The organism is Neopoerus faecalis (assembly GCF_029218125.1).
Classification (GTDB): Bacteria; Bacillota; Clostridia; order Oscillospirales; family Oscillospiraceae; genus Oscillibacter; species Oscillibacter faecalis_A.
Genome location: NZ_JARFXX010000004.1, coordinates 94,627 through 109,942, shown reverse-complemented (window position 1 = coordinate 109,942; position 15,316 = coordinate 94,627). Strand labels below are relative to the sequence as shown.

Sequence of the window (15,316 nt, the reverse complement as noted above, 5' to 3'; positions counted from 1 at the left end):
CCATCATCTGTACGAGAATAGCTGCAATAGCTGCGGTTTGTTGCAGCTTATTCCGCGCAGAGCTCAGCCACCAGAGCGTCCATCTGCGCCTCACTGGTTTGGTTCAGTGCGCCGCGCAGCGATACCTCCGTTTCACACAGTCGGAGTTCCTTCATCTTTTCCAACTCGGCGCGCATCAGCCGCGCGGCAGCAGGGGCCCAAGAGCCGTTTTCCATGAGGCCGATTCGGCGGTTTCGGAATCCCTTTGTCTGTAAATGTTCCAAAAACTCCTTCATGGGCGGGAACAGTCCTCCGTCATAAGTGGAGCATGCCAACACCAGTTTCCCACAGTAGAATGCGCTGGTCACGGCATAGGAAAGGTCTGTTGCCGTCAGATCGCACATGGTGACTTGCGCACCTTTTCCCTCCAGCTTGCTCTTGAGGGCCTCCGATGCATATGCGGTATTTCCATGGATGGATGCGTGAGCGATCAGGATGCCCTCCGGTTCTTCCGGTTCCCATTGTGACCAGAGATCATAGAGCCGCAGACACTCCTCCAGCCCTTCTGTAAGCACGGGACCATGGAGCGGGCAGATCGTTTGGATCTCCAGCGCGGAGATTTTTTTCAGCAGCGCCTGCACCTGTGCGCCGTATTTCCCAACGATGTTGTAATAATACCGCCGGGCCTGCGGCACCCAGGGGGCACGGGCAGTCCGTTCCAGTGAACCGAAGCGGCCGAAGGCATCCGCCGAGAACAGGATCTTTTCCTCCTCTTCATACGCTGCCATCACCTCCGGCCAGTGCACCATCGGTGCCAGCAGGAAGCGCAGCCGGTGCATACCCAAGGAAAGCGTATCTCCTTCGCCGACCTCCAGCATACGCTCTTCCGACAATGCACCTGTGCCGAAGAACTGCTTGATCAAGGTAAATGTTTTTGCGTTTCCTACGATCTTCATCTCCGGGTACTCTTGCGCTATCCGTATAAGGCTGCCGGAATGATCCGGTTCCATGTGTGTGACCACAAGATAATCGGGGCTGCGCCCCTCCAACACCTGCGCTACATTGGAAAGCCATTCCTCCGCCGCCCGTGCGTCCACGCTGTCCATCACGGCGATTTTCTCGTCCAGAATGACATAGGAGTTGTAGCTCACTCCCATAGGCTGGACGGGGTACTGGTTTTCAAAGAGTGCCAATGTGTTATCATCCACCCCTACATAGCGGATGGCATCTGTTACCGTTCGGATAGCCATATAAAAAATACCTCCTATTTTCCTTAATCAGACTCTGACTGATAGGTTTTTCTTTTCTAATGGAACATACGCTCAACCGCGGATCGACGGTCGCGCATTTTACCGTTGCCTTGCTTCCCCCAGAGTCGTTACATGTGGTACACCGCAGCGGAGCGAAGTCCTTCCGGCAGGCCGTCGGGAGCAGCAGGTGAAAGTTCCCAGCGTACCTGCCCCGCCCACTGGGAGGCGACGGCGGAGAAGTGGAGCATGACAATACCGAGATCCAATGCGGCATCCAAATTATCGGTGTAGGCATCCTCCTGCTGCACCAAATAGATGCTGTGATCCTGCACAAGGAAGCCATAGGGCTGACGGTTGAGATAGCTGGGGGAGAGCGAAGCGGCGTAGAAGGACTGCCAGAGCATATCGTCGTAGAAGTCCATCATCTCGTCAAGCCCAGACTTGTTGCTCCAGCTCCCCATGTGAACCAAATCATGCACGCCCTTTTTGGGCGCGTAGTACTGCTGCTCGGCCCGCACATCGATCTGAGACATACTTAGGATATTCAGCCGCAGCTTTTTTGCGGTCTTTTCCCCGTAGCCAAAGGCAACGATTGCCGCCACCTCTAACGGGGTGGTGAGAGAAAGTGCCTTTTTGATTTTGTCGCTGTCGGTGAAGGTCATCCAGCAGGTGTCAATGTCCAACTCAGTCAGCTTGAGGACGAGATCTTCCATCATGTAGCCGGCGTTGATGGCCGCATAGGAATGCGGGGCAGACATAAGGAGCAGGTAGTGCGGTGCTCCGATGAGAAATTGCTTATAGCCCGCTGAGCTCTCCAGTGCCGGCTGTGCATCCTTGTCCAAGACGATCAACTCCGTTGCAATCTCCGGGACAAGACGGGGGCAGGTCTTTTCATAGTAGGATCGGAGCTGGCCGATAGCCTCGCTCGGAACTTCCTTTTCGCGGAATGCGTGAACGGATCTGCGATTTTGAATCATAGCGCTGTAATTCATAGTAGGGTATCTCCTATTCTGATGTCTTTGATTTTCTTATAAATCGTCTATCAGTGCGGTGCTCTTGGCGTAGGCGGTACTGCGTGCCTCAAAGAAATCGGTCTTGACCATGTTGGCGTCGGCGTACTGGCTGACCCATTCCATGCTCTCCGGTTCGCTCTCAAAGCCCGGATACAATGCGGGATAGCCAAGGCTCGTCCAGCGAAGATTGCCGAGATAGCGGATGTAATCGCTGATCATCTGCCGGTTCAGCCCGGGGATGTCGTCGCCGATCACATAATGCCCCCATGCGATCTCCTGCTCCACGCCCTCACGCATCATCTCACGCAGTGCTTGTACGCTCTCGGCGGTGAACAGTTCCGGCTGCTCCTTTTGCAGCTCCGTGATGATATTGCGGAACAGCCACAAGTGAGTGTTCTCGTCGCGGTTGATATAGCGGATCTCCTGCGCCGAGCCGGACATCTTCCCATTTCGGGAGAGATTGTAGAAGAACATAAAGCCGCTGTAAAAATAGATGCCCTCCAAAATATAGTTCGCCATCATCACGCGCAGCAGCGTGGGAGCGTCCTTCCGCTCCTGAAACTCGTTGTAGCAGTCCCCAATGAAGGTGTTGCGGCGCAGCAGATGCTCGTCCGTTTTCCATTGGTAGAGGATGTCATTGCGCTCCACGGGGGAACAGATGGTGTCGAGCATATAGCTGTAGCTCTGTGAGTGGACACACTCCTGAAACGCCTGAATGGACAGGCAGAGATTGACCTCGTTGGCGGTAATGTAGGCGCCGATATTAGGCAGGTTCGCTGTCTGAATGGAATCCAAAAAGACAAGAAAACTCAGAATTTTATCGTAGGCGCTGCGCTCGGCTGACAACAGGCGGGGATAGTCCTTCACATCCTGCGAGAGATTGATCTCCTCAGGGATCCAAAAGTTGTTCATGGCCTGCCGGTACCAGTCGCTGACCCAAGCGTACTTCATATTGTTGAAGTCGTTGAGGTTGGTGGTATTGCCGCCGATCATGCGCCGCAGGCGCACATCAGGGTCGCCCTCCGGGTTAAAGAGGGGCTTTTTCTTCAGTTCCGTCATGCTATCCTCCTTATGACGAGCAGCTTTCGCAGTCCTCGACCTCAAGGGCCTTGCTGCGGACATAGTAAATGGTCTTGACGCCGACCCTCCACGCCTCTAAATACAGTCTGAGCACCTGACGCATGGAATAGTCATTGGTGATATAGAGATTCATGCTCTGCGCCTGGTCAATATGTCTCTGGCGAAGGCCCGCGGCGCGCACCGACCAGCTTTGGTCGATCAGATGCGCCGCCTTATAGTACCACCATGTATCCATAGAAAGCTCTGGGGCAACGCGGGGCAGCATGCTGCCCTTTTTCTCCTCTAAGAAGAATTTCTTCATAATTGGATCGATGCCCGCCGACGTGCCGGAGAGGATAGATGTGCTGGAGGTCGGTGCGACCGCCAGCAGATAGGCGTTGCGCATTCCCTGCACCGCCACCGTCTCCGCAAGCGCCCGCCACTTTTCGGAGGTATAACCCCGCTTTTCAAAATACGCGCCCGTCTGCCAGTCGCTGCCCTCAAAGAGCGCGTAACGACCCTTTTCCCGTGCCAGTGCTGCGTCCGCCTTGACGGCGGCGTAGTTGATGTGCTCGAACACCGTGTCGGTGAAGGCAAGGTGCTCCTCGCTCTCCCAGCGGATGCCGCGCTTTGCCAGCATGTGGTGGTAGCCGCTGACGCCCAGGCCGATGCTGCGGTACTTCTGATTGGTAAGCCGCGCGTATTCCAACGGGTAGAAGTTGAGGTCGATCACATTATCCAGTGCGCGGATGGCCGTTTCCACCGTGCGTTCCATATAGGCCTCGTCCTCCACCGGCAGATTACCGAGAGACAGACTCGCCAGGTTGCAGACCACAAACTCACCTGGGCGTGTGGCCGTCACCACCACTGTGTCGCCGTTCTCCGTGTGCACCTCAGTGCTGATATGCTCGATGGGTGCCATGTTCTGCGCGATCTCCGTGCAGAGATTGGAGCAATAGATCATTCCCGTGTGGCCGTTTGGGTTCATACGATTTACGCTGTCGCGGTTGAAGGCGAAGGGCGTGCCGGTCTCCACTGCCGAGCGAAGCACCAGCCGCACGATGTCCTTGACGGTGACGCTGCGTTTTTCGATGCGCGGGTCATTGACGCAGTCCAGATACCGCTTCTCCCATTCCGTACCCCAGTAATCCTCCAGTGCGTAGCCCTTGACCGTGAGGATCTCATGCGGACACATGAGATGCCACGGCGCGTCTATGTTTTCCTCCGCCAGTCGCCAGAAGAAATCCGGATAGCACACGGCGGGAAACACATCATGCGCCTTCATGCGGTCGTCGCCGTTGTTAGTGCGCAGTTGAAGGAATTCCGGCAGATCCCGGTGCCATGCGTCTAAGTAAACCGCCACAGCGCCCTGCCGCATCCCCAACTGATCCACCGCCACGGCGGTGTCGTTGACCAGCCGGATCCAGCGGATAATGCCGCCCGCCGCCCCTTGAAAGCCGCGGATGGTGCTGCCTGCGGCGCGCACCTTACCGAAGTACATCCCCATTCCGCCGCCGAATTTAGAGACCTTTGCGAAGTTGTCCAGCGAGCGGTAGATGCCGTCCAGACTGTCCGGCACAGTGTCCACAAAGCAGCTTGAAAGCTGATGGTAGGGCTTTCGTGCGTTGGACATGGTAGGTGTCGCCATCGTGACCTCCATACGGCTGAGCATATCGTAAAAGCGTTTTACCCACCCCATGCGGTCAGAGCCTTCGTTCATAGCAAGATGCAGCGCGATACCCAAAAACATCTCCTGCGGTGTTTCCAGCGGCACGCGGCTGCGTGTCTGGATCACATAGCGTTTGAGCAGCAGGTCAAGGCCGGAGTAGGTGAACAGCTCGTCCCGTTCCGGGCAGAGAAAGTCCTCCGCCATGGCGATCTCCTCGTGGGTATAGTGGGCAAGAATATAGTCACCGTAGAGTCCCTTATCCGTCAGATAGCGAAGCCTGCCATAGAGGTCGCCGATGCCGCGCCCCTCCCATTCCTGTGCGTTGCGACAGCGAAAGGAGTGGTTCAGAAGCCGCGCCGCGATGAACTCCCACTTGGGTGCCTCTGCCGTAGTCAGCTCTACCGCTGCCTTGGTCAGTGCCTCAGCCCGCTCAGCCTCCGTCATGCCCGGGCGACAGAAGCTCTCAAATTTCATTTGAAGCGCCGCGAGGGAGTAGATTTCCTCGGTAAAATCCATCTGGATACGGCGCAGCACCTCGTCAAGCGAGTTATCCCCCACCGTCTGCGCGATGGTATGCCGTACGCGGCGCAGCGCAGACCGCTTTTCGCGATAGAGGATGTACGCCTTTGCCACCTCATAGTATCCGCGCTCCATGAGCGTCCGCTCCACCTCGTCCTGCACACGTTCCACGGTGAGCGGCGCTGCGGCGGCGAGGTTGTCGAGAACGGCGGCGAGGATCTCATTCAGCTCTCTGCTCCCGATCTCCCTGCCCTGTCCATCAAATGCTTTTTTCATGGCGTTGAAAATTTTCTCCTGTTGAAAGGGAACAGACTTCCCGTTTCGTTTTCTGATCTCCATTTCGATCCTCTCATCTTCTCCGGTCACTTCTTATGTCCTTTTGGGCAAAGAGCGGGCAAGCGCAGTATCACGCTTGCCCGCTCTGTTTTTGAAAGCCGGTTTTTCTGCAGCCGACGCGGCGGGGCTGTTTGTTGTCTGTTGTCTTGGTTTTGGCTTCCCTGCCAGTCACTTCATAGATTCCAGAATGGCGTCCGCCAGTGCTTCCAGCTCAGTGCGCTTGTCCGTGCCCATGGACGAGGCGAGGCTGAGCCGCTCGTTGAGCACCGTCATGTTCTTAAGCTCATCGTTGACGAATTTCTGCATGAGGTCGCCGGACTTCACCGCCCATGAGCCGTTTTCAATGATGGCAAAGGTGCGGTTTTGCAGATTCAGCGCCTTCATATCCATGAGGAAGTCATGCATGGCAGGGTAGATGCCGAGGTTGTAGGTCACAGAGGCCAGGACAATGTGACTGTACTTAAATGCCTCGGAGATCAGCTGGGAGACATGAGTGGAGGACACATCGTACATCGCCACCTTGCTCATGCCCTTATCGCAGAGCGATGCCGCCAGCGCCTGCGCCGCGTTCTCCGTGTTGCCGTACATAGAGGCGTAGACGATGAGCACGCCCTGGGTCTCAGGGGCATAGCGGCTCCATGTGTCGTATTTTTCGATGAACCAGCCCAGATCCTTGCGCCACACGGGGCCGTGGAGCGGGCAGATGTACTTGATCTGATCCAAAACGCCGCCGGCCTTTTTCAGCAGGAGCTGGATGTGGGGACCGTACTTGCCCACGATGTTGGTGAGGTAGCGGCGGGCGTCGTCCAGCCAGTCCCGCTCGAAATCCACCTCGTCGGCAAACAGCTTGCCGTCCAGCGCGCCGAAGGTGCCGAAGGCATCGGCGGAAAAGAGGACGCCGTCGGTGACGTCGAGGGTCACCATAGCCTCCGGCCAGTGAACCATAGGCGCGCCCACAAAGGTGACGGTGTGCTTGCCGAAGGAGAAGGTGTCGCCCTCCTTCACCTCGATGCACTCATGTCCGTCCACATGGAAGCCGAACTGCCGCATGAGCATGAAGGCCTTCTCGTTGGAGATCAGCTTCACCTTGGGATGGCGCAGCAAGATCTCCTCAATGCAGGCGGCGTGATCCGGCTCCAGATGGTTAACAACCAGGTAGTCCAGCTCGCGGCCATCCAGCACATACGCCAGATTTTCCAAAAGCTGGCGGCAGGCAGACCAGTCCACCGTGTCAAAGAGCACCGTCTTTTCATCCAGCAGGCAGTAGGAGTTGTAGCTTACGCCCCGGGGAATGGGGAAGCAGTTTTCAAACAGGGCCAGGCGATGGTCGTTGGCGCCCACCCAGTAGAGGTCGTTCGTTACTTTACGCACGCAATACATCTTATCTTACCTCCTTCACGGCTCAAGCCTTTACAAATTGATCCTTCGTCTCCGCGCACTCGGGACACACCCACTCGGCGGGAAGCTGCTCAAAGAGCGTACCCGGCGCGATCTCGCCGTCCTCGTCGCCCAACTCCGGCACATACTCGTAGCCGCAGCCGCTGCAGACATAGCGGTCGCCGATGGGGGCGGGCTTCGGCGGCGTGGGCCGCTTCATCTTTACCATGGGCGGCGCGGGCAGCTTTTCGCCGCTATCCAGCGCAGCGGTGAGCAGGGGCAGGATCTCCTCCACATCACCCACGATGCCGTAGTCGCAGTTCTTGAAGATAGGCGCGTTACCGTTTTTATTGATGGCCACGATGGTGGAGGCATCCTTGATACCCTTGAGGTGCTGGGACGCGCCGGAGATGCCGCAGGCGATGTACAGATTGCCGGTAAACTTCTGCCCGGACATACCCACATAGCGGTTCAGCGGCAGATACTTGAGGGTCTCCGCCACGGGGCGGGAGGATCCGATGGCCGCGCCGGCGGCCTTGGCCAGCGACTCTACCAGTTTCATGTTCTTTTTCTCCCCGATGCCCTTGCCCGCGGAGACCACGCGCTCCGCCTGCGGGATGGGCATATCCATGGGGATGCCCACGGAGAAGTCGTGACCATCCTTCTTCAGCGCCGCCACAAGGTCGGCCACCTGCTGGGCGGCATCCCCCTCCCGGAAGATGGTCTTTTTGCGGATGCCGGTGATGGGCGCGGGTTTCTTGGCCGCCGAACGGCTCTCGCCGCCGGAGCTCTTGCCCAGCCTGCCCACCAGATGAGAGGCGATGACCACCCGCTGGATCTCGTTGGTGCCCTCGTAGATGGTGGTGATCTTGGCGTCGCGGTAGGCCCGTTCCACCTCCATGCCCTTGAGGAAGCCGCTGCCGCCGTGGATCTGCAAGGCGTCGTTGGTGACCTCCAGCGCAATGTCCGAGGCGTACATCTTCGCCATGGCGGACTCCATGCCATAGGGCGCGTGCTGCTCCTTCAGCTCCGCCGCGGAGTAGATGAGGAACCGGGCGCAGCGCAGCTTGGTGGCCATATCCGCCAGCTTGAAGGCGATGCTCTGCTGGGCCGCGATGGGCTTTCCGAACTGAATTCGCTCCTTGGAATAGCTCAGCGCCTGCTCAAACGCGCCCTGGGCAATGCCCAGTGCCTGCGCGGCGATGCCGATGCGTCCGCCGTCCAGCGTGGACATGGCGATCTTGAAGCCGTCCCCCTCCTTGCCCAGCAGGTTTTCCTTGGGAACCTTCACATCGTTGAAGATCAGTTCCGCCGTGGAGGAGGAGCGAATGCCCATCTTGTCATAGTGGTCGCCGAACTCAAAGCCCTTCCAGCCCTTCTCCACGATGAAAGCGGAGATGCCCCGGGTACCGATGTCCGGCGTGGTGACGGCGAAAACCACATAGGTGTCTGCCTTAGGGGCGTTGGTGATGAAGATCTTGCCGCCGTTAAGGAGGTAGTAGTCCCCCTTATCCAGCGCCGTAGTCTCCGTGCCGCCGGCGTCGGATCCGGCGTTGGGCTCCGTGAGGCCAAAGGCCCCGATCTTCTCGCCCTTGGCCAGCGGAACCAGATATTTCTGCTTCTGCTCCTCGGTGCCGTAGGCGAAAATGGGCCACGAGCCGAGGGAGACATGGGCGGAGAGGATGACGCCCGCGCCGCCGTCCACACGGGCCAGTTCCTCCACCGCGATGGCGTAGCTTAGGGCGTCCAGACCGGCGCCGCCATACTCCTTTGGGTAGGGGATGCCCATCCAGCCCAGCTTGCCCAGCTTCTTGACAGCCTCCTCGGGAAACTCATTGTTCTGATCCATCAAAAACGCGAGAGGCTTGATCTCCTCCTCCGCAAAGCTCCGGATCTTCGCGCGCAGCTCTTCGTGCGCCGCCGTGGTTTGAAACAGCATACGGATACCTCCTCTTAAAATTTTACAGCTCGCTTGTATCTTGAGGATCGGATTCGCCGGTCAGCAGCCTGCGCAGGCTCACGGCGTGGAACGCCTCGTCCTGCTTTCGCTGCAAGGCCGCCAGCTGACAGTGGATGGCGCACCGCCCGTGCTCGTCCTGCCAGCGGCACTCATATCCCGGCTCCATGCAGGCGCACAGGACGCCCCGCTCCCCCATGACCCCCATGAGATCGTAGAGAGAGGTCGCGTCCAGATCACAGGATAGCTCACAGCCGCCGAGAGCGCCGCGGCTCACCCGCACCAAATTGCCGGCGGAGAGCTTGCGCAGAATCTGGTAGGCAAACTGATTGGGGATCAATTCCGTTTCCGACATCTCGGCCACCGAATGCTTCTCCCCGTCCAGCAGCACCCGCAAAATGCGCAGCGCGTAGTCCGTCTCTTTGGTGATGATCATGCTCCGCATCCTCTTTTCGCTTGCTTGTTATTGCCATCATATCAATCTTGACAAAATTTGTCAAGATAATTTCAAAAAAATATCGCTTTAACACAGACCGCCCCAGCCCGGGTCAGCTTCGCTTTCCATTCAGCGAAAAGCCATGTTCCTTCCAATTATAGAAGCCGAAAAAACTGTGCCGTGGCAGCCCGCCGAAAGCAGAAAAGACTATGACTGAAAACCAGAAAGCGGAGAAATTGGTTGGGGCTCGCAGGGGGCGCCCACCCAAGGCGGATGCGGCGATCCCTGACAAGCCTAAGCCGTCCAACCGAAACAAGCAATAAAGTGCGTGCTTTTCATTTTATATTCGACACATTATGTTAAGATGTGCAGTAGATGTTCCATTTTGCTGTCCCATTCTCTGCTGGAATCGGCGCACTCTTTCAGCTCATTTTCGATTTCAGTATTTATCGGCAGGTTTTTCTTATAGCGGATGGTATGCTCAAGGCTTGCCCAGAAGTCCATGGCGATTGTACGGAGTTGTATCTCCACCGGCACATGGATCTCTTTTTCCGCAAAGAATACCGGCAGCCGGATCGTCAGGTGCAGACTGCGGTAGCCGTTGGGCTTTGGGTTGGAAATGTAGTCCTTCTCTGTAACTATCTCAATATCAGACTGATCTTTTAAGCACTTTGCCAAAAAGAACACATCCTCCTCGAAAGAGCAGATCACACGCACACCGGCAACATCCATGATATTTGCCTGCATGGTCGGAAAATCCAGAGGAAGTCCGCGCTTCTGCATCTTGTTCATAATGCTGGACGGCGACTTCAAGCGGCTTTTCATACTTTCTATCGGATTGCGGTCATGCTGCAATGAAAACTCTTCGTTCAGAATTTCCAACCTGCTTTCAAGTGCTTTCAGCGCACATCGGTATTGCAGCATGACTTCCTGATACTTGCGATTTTCACTTAAAAGGCGCTGGCATTGCAGATCATCCAAGCCTTTATCTGCCGCAACCGTCAAACCAAATAGATTTTCACTCATAGCTTCTCCATTCCGCAGGGATAGGCGCTCCGCGCTGTCTGCTGCTCTTTTGTTACGACCTGATAAAAACTGTATCCGCCGGAGAGATGGGAACAAGAGAAACCGTACTGCGTCAAAAGCCGACAGGCCAGATAACTGCGAAGCCCTGTCTGGCAATTCACATAGACAGGCTTGTCCCGGTCTAACTCGTCCAAATGCTCCCGCAGATCGTCCAAGGGAATATTCCGAAAGCCGTCCAGATGGCCCCGCTGATACTCCCACTCCGTTCGGACGTCCAGCAGCGCCGCGCTGCCATCGCGGGGCAGGTCGTCCACCTCATCCCAATGGAACTGGCTCACCTTTCCGCTCTCCAAATCCTCGATCATAAAGCCTGCCATGTTGACCGGGTCTTTGGCAGAGGAATAGGGCGGCGCATAGGAAAGGTCAAGCTCCGTCAGTTCCAAAGCTGTCATTTTTGTGCGAATGGCCGTTGCCAGTACATCAATGCGCTTGTCCACGCCGTCGCCGCCAACGATCTGCGCACCCAGCAGCCGCAGGCTTTCTTTTTCATACAGTACCTTCATTGCCATAGACTGTGCGCCGGGATAATAGGTAGCGTGGGATGCTGGGAACAATACGACTTTGTTGTAAGCGATCTCTGCTGCCTGCGCTGCCTTCTCATTGATCCCCGTGGAGGCCGCTGTCAAGCCGAACAGCTTCAGAACAGACGAGCCCTGAGAGCCGGTAAAGCGGCTGTTTCCGCCGCAGATATTGTCAGCGGCAATGCGTCCCTGCTTGTTGGCAGGCCCTGCCAGCGAGATCAACGCTTTCTGGCCGGTCACGAAATGGGTGACCTCTACGGCATCGCCTACAGCATAGATGTCCGGCACGGAGGTTTCCATCCGCTCGTTGACAGCGATGCTGCCACGAATACCAAGCCTGAGTCCGGCTTCTTTTGCCAGATGCGTATCCGGGGTAACACCGATGGCCAGCAGCACCATATCCGAATGCAGCGGCTCACTTTCTTCCAACAGGGTCAGCACGGAATCTCCGTCCTGTCGGAATCCGGTGACGGTTTCACCCAACCGCAGAGCCAGGCTGTGTCTGCGCATTTCCGCATGGACAAAGCTCGCCATATCCGCATCCAGCGGCGCTAATAGCTGCTTCGGGCGCTGAACGATGGTGACGGAAACACCCATCTCCACAAGGTTTTCCGCCATTTCCAGACCGATAAAGCCGCCGCCAGCCAAAACAGCGGTTTTCGGCTTCTGATCCTCAACAAAGCGCCTGATGCGGAGGGTATCCTCCACGGTGCGCAGGGTAAAGACCCGCTCGCTGTCCACGCCGGAAAGCGCAGGAACCGTCGGCTTTGCGCCGGGTGCGAGGAGCAGTTTGTCATAGGTTTCCGTGTAGACCTTTCCACTATCCAATGCGTGAACGGTGACGGTTTTCTCTGCGGGATTGATCGCAGTTACTTCCTGCCGTACCCGCACATCAATGCGAAAACGATCCCAGAAGCTCTCCGGAGTTTGCAGCGTCAGTTCTTCTTGCTCCTTGATCACACCGCCCACATAATACGGCAGGCCGCAGTTGGCATAGGATACATAGCCGCTGCGCTCGATCATGATGATCTGCGCATGTTCATCCAGACGGCGGAGGCGGGCGGCGGCAGACGCGCCTCCGGCCACGCCGCCTACGATCACAACTTTCATCTTGCGCCCTCCACCATGGCGGTGATCTCCGACTTAGGCCGATAGCCCACCGATTTGGCAACGGCCTTTCCATCCTTGAATACGACCAGCATCGGGATACTGGACACCTGAAAACGCATCGCCAGCTCCATCTGCTCGTCCACATTGACCTTGCCCACCTTGAGGGCACCGCTTTTTTCTTCGGCAAGCTCATGCAGTATGGGAGAGAGCATTTTGCACGGTCCGCACCAGTCGGCGTAGAAGTCCAGCAGGACGGGCTTGTCGGAACGCAGTACCTCATTTTCAAAATTCGCAGCAGTAATTTTCAGTTCAGCCATGAGAATGACTCCTTTCGTTGATCTTTTATGATTCTTTGTTTTTCAGCTTGCAAATGCCCTGCGTCATGGTTCCCATGGGGCAAAAGGCGCACCATGTACGGGGCTTGTAGAGCACCATGACGATAAGGCTGATGAGCAGCGAGGTCAGCATCAAGCTATAAAAGCCGAAGCTGAACTGTGCCACCCAATCAGCGACCGTCCCGGCTGTATAAGTCCAGCCCCACGGCACACGGAAGGTCCAGAACAGCTTAATGGTCTCCCGCAGGGACGCGGCCCCCGCCGCCACCAGATAAGTCTGGAACACCATGTTGCCGAACATCGTCAGGAAAAAGATCAAAAAACCATAACGGAACCACTTGGAGGACATCCAGCGGGGTGTGGGCTTGCAGCGGGAGCATTTAAGGTCAGTTCCCAACTTGCTGAACAGCTGTCCCCGGCCGCAGAGGTGGTTGCAAAAGAATTTGTTCCCGCCAAAGATGGCTAAGAACAGCGGCAACAGGAAGTCGATCATGCCCAGCCATGCAAACAGGATATTGAAAAAGCCGAGGGTAAAATAAATGATGGCGCAGACCCAGAGGTAGTCGTACCAATGTTTTGCTTTCTTCATGCCTCGTCCCTCGCTTTCACCTCGATGCAGCCCACGGGACAGAGCCTCGCGCACTTGCCGCAGCCAATGCAGCGTTCTTCCTCTACGGCGGCGTAACAGCCCCGGCGCACCTTGACGGCCCCCAAGGGGCAGGTATTTTCACACACGCCGCAGGCGACGCATCGCGTCTTATCTATGGAAGCCAGTTTCTTTGACAGCATAGCGTTCCTCCCTTAATCCTGCAAGGATTTGTAATAGAGCATACAGTGGCAGTAGCCCTCGAAATCAGGATCGGCAATCTGATTCTTAAACTCTTGGCACATACATTTGGTTGCCTCTGTGCGTTCTCTGCGGCAGGGACAGTATCCGCCGGTGCGCTTGAGTCCTTCCCGGATGGTATTGACAATCTCCTGATCGGGGTTGAGCTTGATTTTCATGTTCGCCACCTCTTTCTTGATTGTGGCTTTATCATACCGCAGGACAAAGCATTTTTCTGTGACGAGGTTACGTTACGGCAAATTTTTATATAAGCGAGAAAGAGCCGTGAAGCGGGATCTTACATACTGCTTCACGGCTCTTTGCTTGTAGGTTTTGTTGTGCTTCCTTACTCAGCCACAGAAAACTGGTCTTTGCCAACTGAACATAAGGGGCATTCAAAATCATCCGGAATATCTTCCCATTTTGTACCCGGTGCAATGCCGCCTTCCGGATAGCCCTTTTCTTCATCGTATTCCCAACCACACACATCACATACATATTTCATAATGAAATTCTCCTTTGATGTTTTTTATTTCGCACACAACATTAGCCCGACTTTATCGTCATCAGAAACAATAACGATTCCTATCTTACTCAAAGAATATCCACAGCTTCCGCTTGTTTTACTCTCTTTGTTTTCTTATTCCCTGAAATCATTTTATGACCCGTATATACTGCCATAACCATGCAGATCAAGGAACTAAGCGCAAGGTACTTATGCGTTGTTTTTGAGCCTTTATATCCAGTGCAAAAAGTTCCAAACATGGTAATTACCGCTCCGATTGACCAATATTTATGTGCTTTCATGACTTGTTTGCCTCCTGCCTGCAATGCATGACATTCAGTTCTCTATGTTGGTTCTAAGATACCATGCGCGGAACGATCACGCTTTCCACAGACTGTGGAGGTTGCAGTAGGCGTAGACCGCCTCGACTTCGTCGCCCTCGCAGAGAGCGAAGCAGACCTCGGGCTTCTCGCCGGGGTGCAGCTCCTTACGCTGATTGCCCTGCTTGGTGTGGAGAGAGACCCACTCGATGTAGTGCTCCGGCAGCATGGGATGCTCCACGGAGCCGACCTTGACATGGACGACGCCGTTTTCCACCGTCCAGACGGGGACGTGCTTTTCAACAGCCGCGTCGGTGGTGCCGGGGACGATCTCGCTCATCGGCTCACCGCAACAGATGACGGGAACGCCCGTGTCCTTGACCTTGGCAATGATATTGCCGCAATGCTTGCAAATGTAAAACTTCTGCTCCATGATTCGTTCTCCTTTTCTCTTTAATAGTTTTCCGCGTGAATTTCAAAGTAGCTCTGGGGATGGTTGCAGGTCGGGCAGACCTCCGGCGCCTTCTCACCGATCACGATATGACCGCAGTTGCGGCACTCCCACACCTTGACCTCGCTCTTGGCAAAGACCTCCGCCGTCTCCACATTGTGCAGCAGGGCACGGTAGCGCTCCTCATGGTGCTTTTCAATGGCGGCTACCAGGCGGAAACGCTGGGCCAGCTCATGGAAACCTTCCTCGTCGGCGGTTTTGGCAAAGCCGTCGTACATATCCGTCCACTCGTAGTTCTCGCCCTCAGCGGCGGAGAGAAGGTTTTCGGCGGTGTCACCAATGCCGTTCAGCTCTTTGAACCAGAGCTTCGCGTGCTCCTTTTCGTTCTCGGCGGTCTTGAGGAACAACGCCGCAATCTGCTCGTAGCCTTCCTTCTTGGCCTTGGATGCAAAATAGGTGTACTTGTTGCGTGCCTCGGACTCACCGGCAAAGGCGGCCATCAGGTTTTTTTCGGTTTGAGTACCTGCGTATTTTGTTTCTTTCATGGTCGACGCTCCTTTCAGCTTT

Annotated in this window: 17 protein-coding genes; all 17 read right to left on the bottom strand. The window is 55.9% G+C overall.

What is annotated here, in order from left to right; all coding sequences use genetic code 11:
* Nucleotides 1–47 precede the first annotated feature (47 nt).
* The 17 genes from PY311_RS06270 to rbr all read right to left on the bottom strand — a co-directional run bounded on the left by PY311_RS06270 (nucleotide 48) and on the right by rbr (nucleotide 15,294).
* Nucleotides 48–1,229: an FprA family A-type flavoprotein gene (locus PY311_RS06270; RefSeq protein WP_286147814.1), complete on the bottom strand. Its 1,182-nt coding sequence runs from the start codon at nucleotides 1,227–1,229 to the stop codon at nucleotides 48–50.
* A 128-nt stretch (nucleotides 1,230–1,357) separates the two neighbouring features.
* Nucleotides 1,358–2,221, bottom strand: a complete 864-nt coding sequence (locus PY311_RS06265) for a nitroreductase family protein (RefSeq protein WP_177694919.1) — start codon at nucleotides 2,219–2,221, stop codon at nucleotides 1,358–1,360.
* A 36-nt stretch (nucleotides 2,222–2,257) separates the two neighbouring features.
* Nucleotides 2,258–3,301, bottom strand: a complete 1,044-nt coding sequence (locus PY311_RS06260) for a ribonucleotide-diphosphate reductase subunit beta (RefSeq protein WP_286147813.1) — start codon at nucleotides 3,299–3,301, stop codon at nucleotides 2,258–2,260.
* 10 nt (nucleotides 3,302–3,311) lie between these two features.
* Nucleotides 3,312–5,828, bottom strand: coding sequence for a ribonucleoside-diphosphate reductase subunit alpha (locus tag PY311_RS06255; protein ID WP_286147812.1), 2,517 nt, complete (start codon nucleotides 5,826–5,828; stop codon nucleotides 3,312–3,314).
* A gap of 165 nt (nucleotides 5,829–5,993) precedes the next feature.
* Nucleotides 5,994–7,205: an FprA family A-type flavoprotein gene (locus PY311_RS06250; protein WP_286147811.1), complete on the bottom strand. Its 1,212-nt coding sequence runs from the start codon at nucleotides 7,203–7,205 to the stop codon at nucleotides 5,994–5,996.
* A gap of 22 nt (nucleotides 7,206–7,227) precedes the next feature.
* Complete coding sequence (locus PY311_RS06245) at nucleotides 7,228–9,141, bottom strand: acyl-CoA dehydrogenase family protein (RefSeq protein WP_286147810.1); 1,914 nt, start codon at nucleotides 9,139–9,141, stop codon at nucleotides 7,228–7,230.
* Nucleotides 9,142–9,163: 22 nt separating this feature from the next.
* On the bottom strand, nucleotides 9,164–9,595 hold the full coding sequence (locus PY311_RS06240; protein WP_286147809.1) for an RrF2 family transcriptional regulator: 432 nt from the start codon (nucleotides 9,593–9,595) through the stop codon (nucleotides 9,164–9,166).
* Nucleotides 9,596–9,949: 354 nt separating this feature from the next.
* A complete protein-coding gene (locus PY311_RS06235) occupies nucleotides 9,950–10,621 on the bottom strand; it encodes a GTP pyrophosphokinase (RefSeq protein ID WP_286147808.1) in 672 nt (223 codons plus the stop codon).
* Nucleotides 10,618–12,312 carry an FAD-dependent oxidoreductase gene (locus PY311_RS06230; RefSeq protein ID WP_286147807.1) on the bottom strand — a complete coding sequence of 565 codons (1,695 nt, stop codon included), beginning with the start codon at nucleotides 12,310–12,312 and terminating at the stop codon, nucleotides 10,618–10,620. The genes PY311_RS06235 and PY311_RS06230 overlap by 4 nt, the downstream gene beginning before the upstream one ends.
* The gene (gene trxA / locus PY311_RS06225) at nucleotides 12,309–12,629 is read right to left on the bottom strand and encodes a thioredoxin (RefSeq protein WP_286147806.1); all 321 of its coding nucleotides are present in this window, start codon (nucleotides 12,627–12,629) and stop codon (nucleotides 12,309–12,311) included. The genes PY311_RS06230 and trxA overlap by 4 nt, the downstream gene beginning before the upstream one ends.
* A 25-nt stretch (nucleotides 12,630–12,654) precedes the next feature.
* Nucleotides 12,655–13,236 carry a 4Fe-4S binding protein gene (locus PY311_RS06220; RefSeq protein WP_286147805.1) on the bottom strand — a complete coding sequence of 194 codons (582 nt, stop codon included), beginning with the start codon at nucleotides 13,234–13,236 and terminating at the stop codon, nucleotides 12,655–12,657.
* Nucleotides 13,233–13,436 (bottom strand): 4Fe-4S binding protein, encoded by a 204-nt coding sequence (locus PY311_RS06215; RefSeq protein WP_286147804.1) that lies wholly within the window; start codon nucleotides 13,434–13,436, stop codon nucleotides 13,233–13,235. The genes PY311_RS06220 and PY311_RS06215 overlap by 4 nt, the downstream gene beginning before the upstream one ends.
* Before the next feature lie 12 nt (nucleotides 13,437–13,448).
* Complete coding sequence (locus PY311_RS06210) at nucleotides 13,449–13,673, bottom strand: ferredoxin-thioredoxin reductase catalytic domain-containing protein (protein ID WP_286147992.1); 225 nt, start codon at nucleotides 13,671–13,673, stop codon at nucleotides 13,449–13,451.
* 146 nt (nucleotides 13,674–13,819) lie between these two features.
* Complete coding sequence (locus tag PY311_RS06205) at nucleotides 13,820–13,978, bottom strand: rubredoxin (RefSeq protein WP_055200402.1); 159 nt, start codon at nucleotides 13,976–13,978, stop codon at nucleotides 13,820–13,822.
* An 89-nt stretch (nucleotides 13,979–14,067) separates the two neighbouring features.
* The gene (locus tag PY311_RS06200) at nucleotides 14,068–14,280 is read right to left on the bottom strand and encodes a DUF6219 family protein (RefSeq protein ID WP_107000761.1); all 213 of its coding nucleotides are present in this window, start codon (nucleotides 14,278–14,280) and stop codon (nucleotides 14,068–14,070) included.
* 76 nt (nucleotides 14,281–14,356) lie between these two features.
* A complete protein-coding gene (locus PY311_RS06195) occupies nucleotides 14,357–14,731 on the bottom strand; it encodes a desulfoferrodoxin family protein (protein ID WP_286147803.1) in 375 nt (124 codons plus the stop codon).
* 20 nt (nucleotides 14,732–14,751) lie between these two features.
* A complete protein-coding gene (gene rbr / locus PY311_RS06190) occupies nucleotides 14,752–15,294 on the bottom strand; it encodes a rubrerythrin (RefSeq protein WP_286147802.1) in 543 nt (180 codons plus the stop codon).
* Nucleotides 15,295–15,316: the final 22 nt, after the last annotated feature.

What these genes read in the sequence shown, in the direction of transcription:
- PY311_RS06270 (WP_286147814.1), bottom strand. Translation starts at nt 1,229, where the DNA reads ATGGCTATCCGAACGGTAACAGATGCCATCCGCTATGTAGGGGTGGAT.
- PY311_RS06265 (WP_177694919.1), bottom strand. Translation starts at nt 2,221, where the DNA reads ATGAATTACAGCGCTATGATTCAAAATCGCAGATCCGTTCACGCATTC.
- PY311_RS06260 (WP_286147813.1), bottom strand. Translation starts at nt 3,301, where the DNA reads ATGACGGAACTGAAGAAAAAGCCCCTCTTTAACCCGGAGGGCGACCCT.
- PY311_RS06255 (WP_286147812.1), bottom strand. Translation starts at nt 5,828, where the DNA reads ATGGAGATCAGAAAACGAAACGGGAAGTCTGTTCCCTTTCAACAGGAG.
- PY311_RS06250 (WP_286147811.1), bottom strand. Translation starts at nt 7,205, where the DNA reads ATGTATTGCGTGCGTAAAGTAACGAACGACCTCTACTGGGTGGGCGCC.
- PY311_RS06245 (WP_286147810.1), bottom strand. Translation starts at nt 9,141, where the DNA reads ATGCTGTTTCAAACCACGGCGGCGCACGAAGAGCTGCGCGCGAAGATC.
- PY311_RS06240 (WP_286147809.1), bottom strand. Translation starts at nt 9,595, where the DNA reads ATGATCATCACCAAAGAGACGGACTACGCGCTGCGCATTTTGCGGGTG.
- PY311_RS06235 (WP_286147808.1), bottom strand. Translation starts at nt 10,621, where the DNA reads ATGAGTGAAAATCTATTTGGTTTGACGGTTGCGGCAGATAAAGGCTTG.
- PY311_RS06230 (WP_286147807.1), bottom strand. Translation starts at nt 12,312, where the DNA reads ATGAAAGTTGTGATCGTAGGCGGCGTGGCCGGAGGCGCGTCTGCCGCC.
- trxA (WP_286147806.1), bottom strand. Translation starts at nt 12,629, where the DNA reads ATGGCTGAACTGAAAATTACTGCTGCGAATTTTGAAAATGAGGTACTG.
- PY311_RS06220 (WP_286147805.1), bottom strand. Translation starts at nt 13,236, where the DNA reads ATGAAGAAAGCAAAACATTGGTACGACTACCTCTGGGTCTGCGCCATC.
- PY311_RS06215 (WP_286147804.1), bottom strand. Translation starts at nt 13,436, where the DNA reads ATGCTGTCAAAGAAACTGGCTTCCATAGATAAGACGCGATGCGTCGCC.
- PY311_RS06205 (WP_055200402.1), bottom strand. Translation starts at nt 13,978, where the DNA reads ATGAAATATGTATGTGATGTGTGTGGTTGGGAATACGATGAAGAAAAG.
- PY311_RS06200 (WP_107000761.1), bottom strand. Translation starts at nt 14,280, where the DNA reads ATGAAAGCACATAAATATTGGTCAATCGGAGCGGTAATTACCATGTTT.
- PY311_RS06195 (WP_286147803.1), bottom strand. Translation starts at nt 14,731, where the DNA reads ATGGAGCAGAAGTTTTACATTTGCAAGCATTGCGGCAATATCATTGCC.
- rbr (WP_286147802.1), bottom strand. Translation starts at nt 15,294, where the DNA reads ATGAAAGAAACAAAATACGCAGGTACTCAAACCGAAAAAAACCTGATG.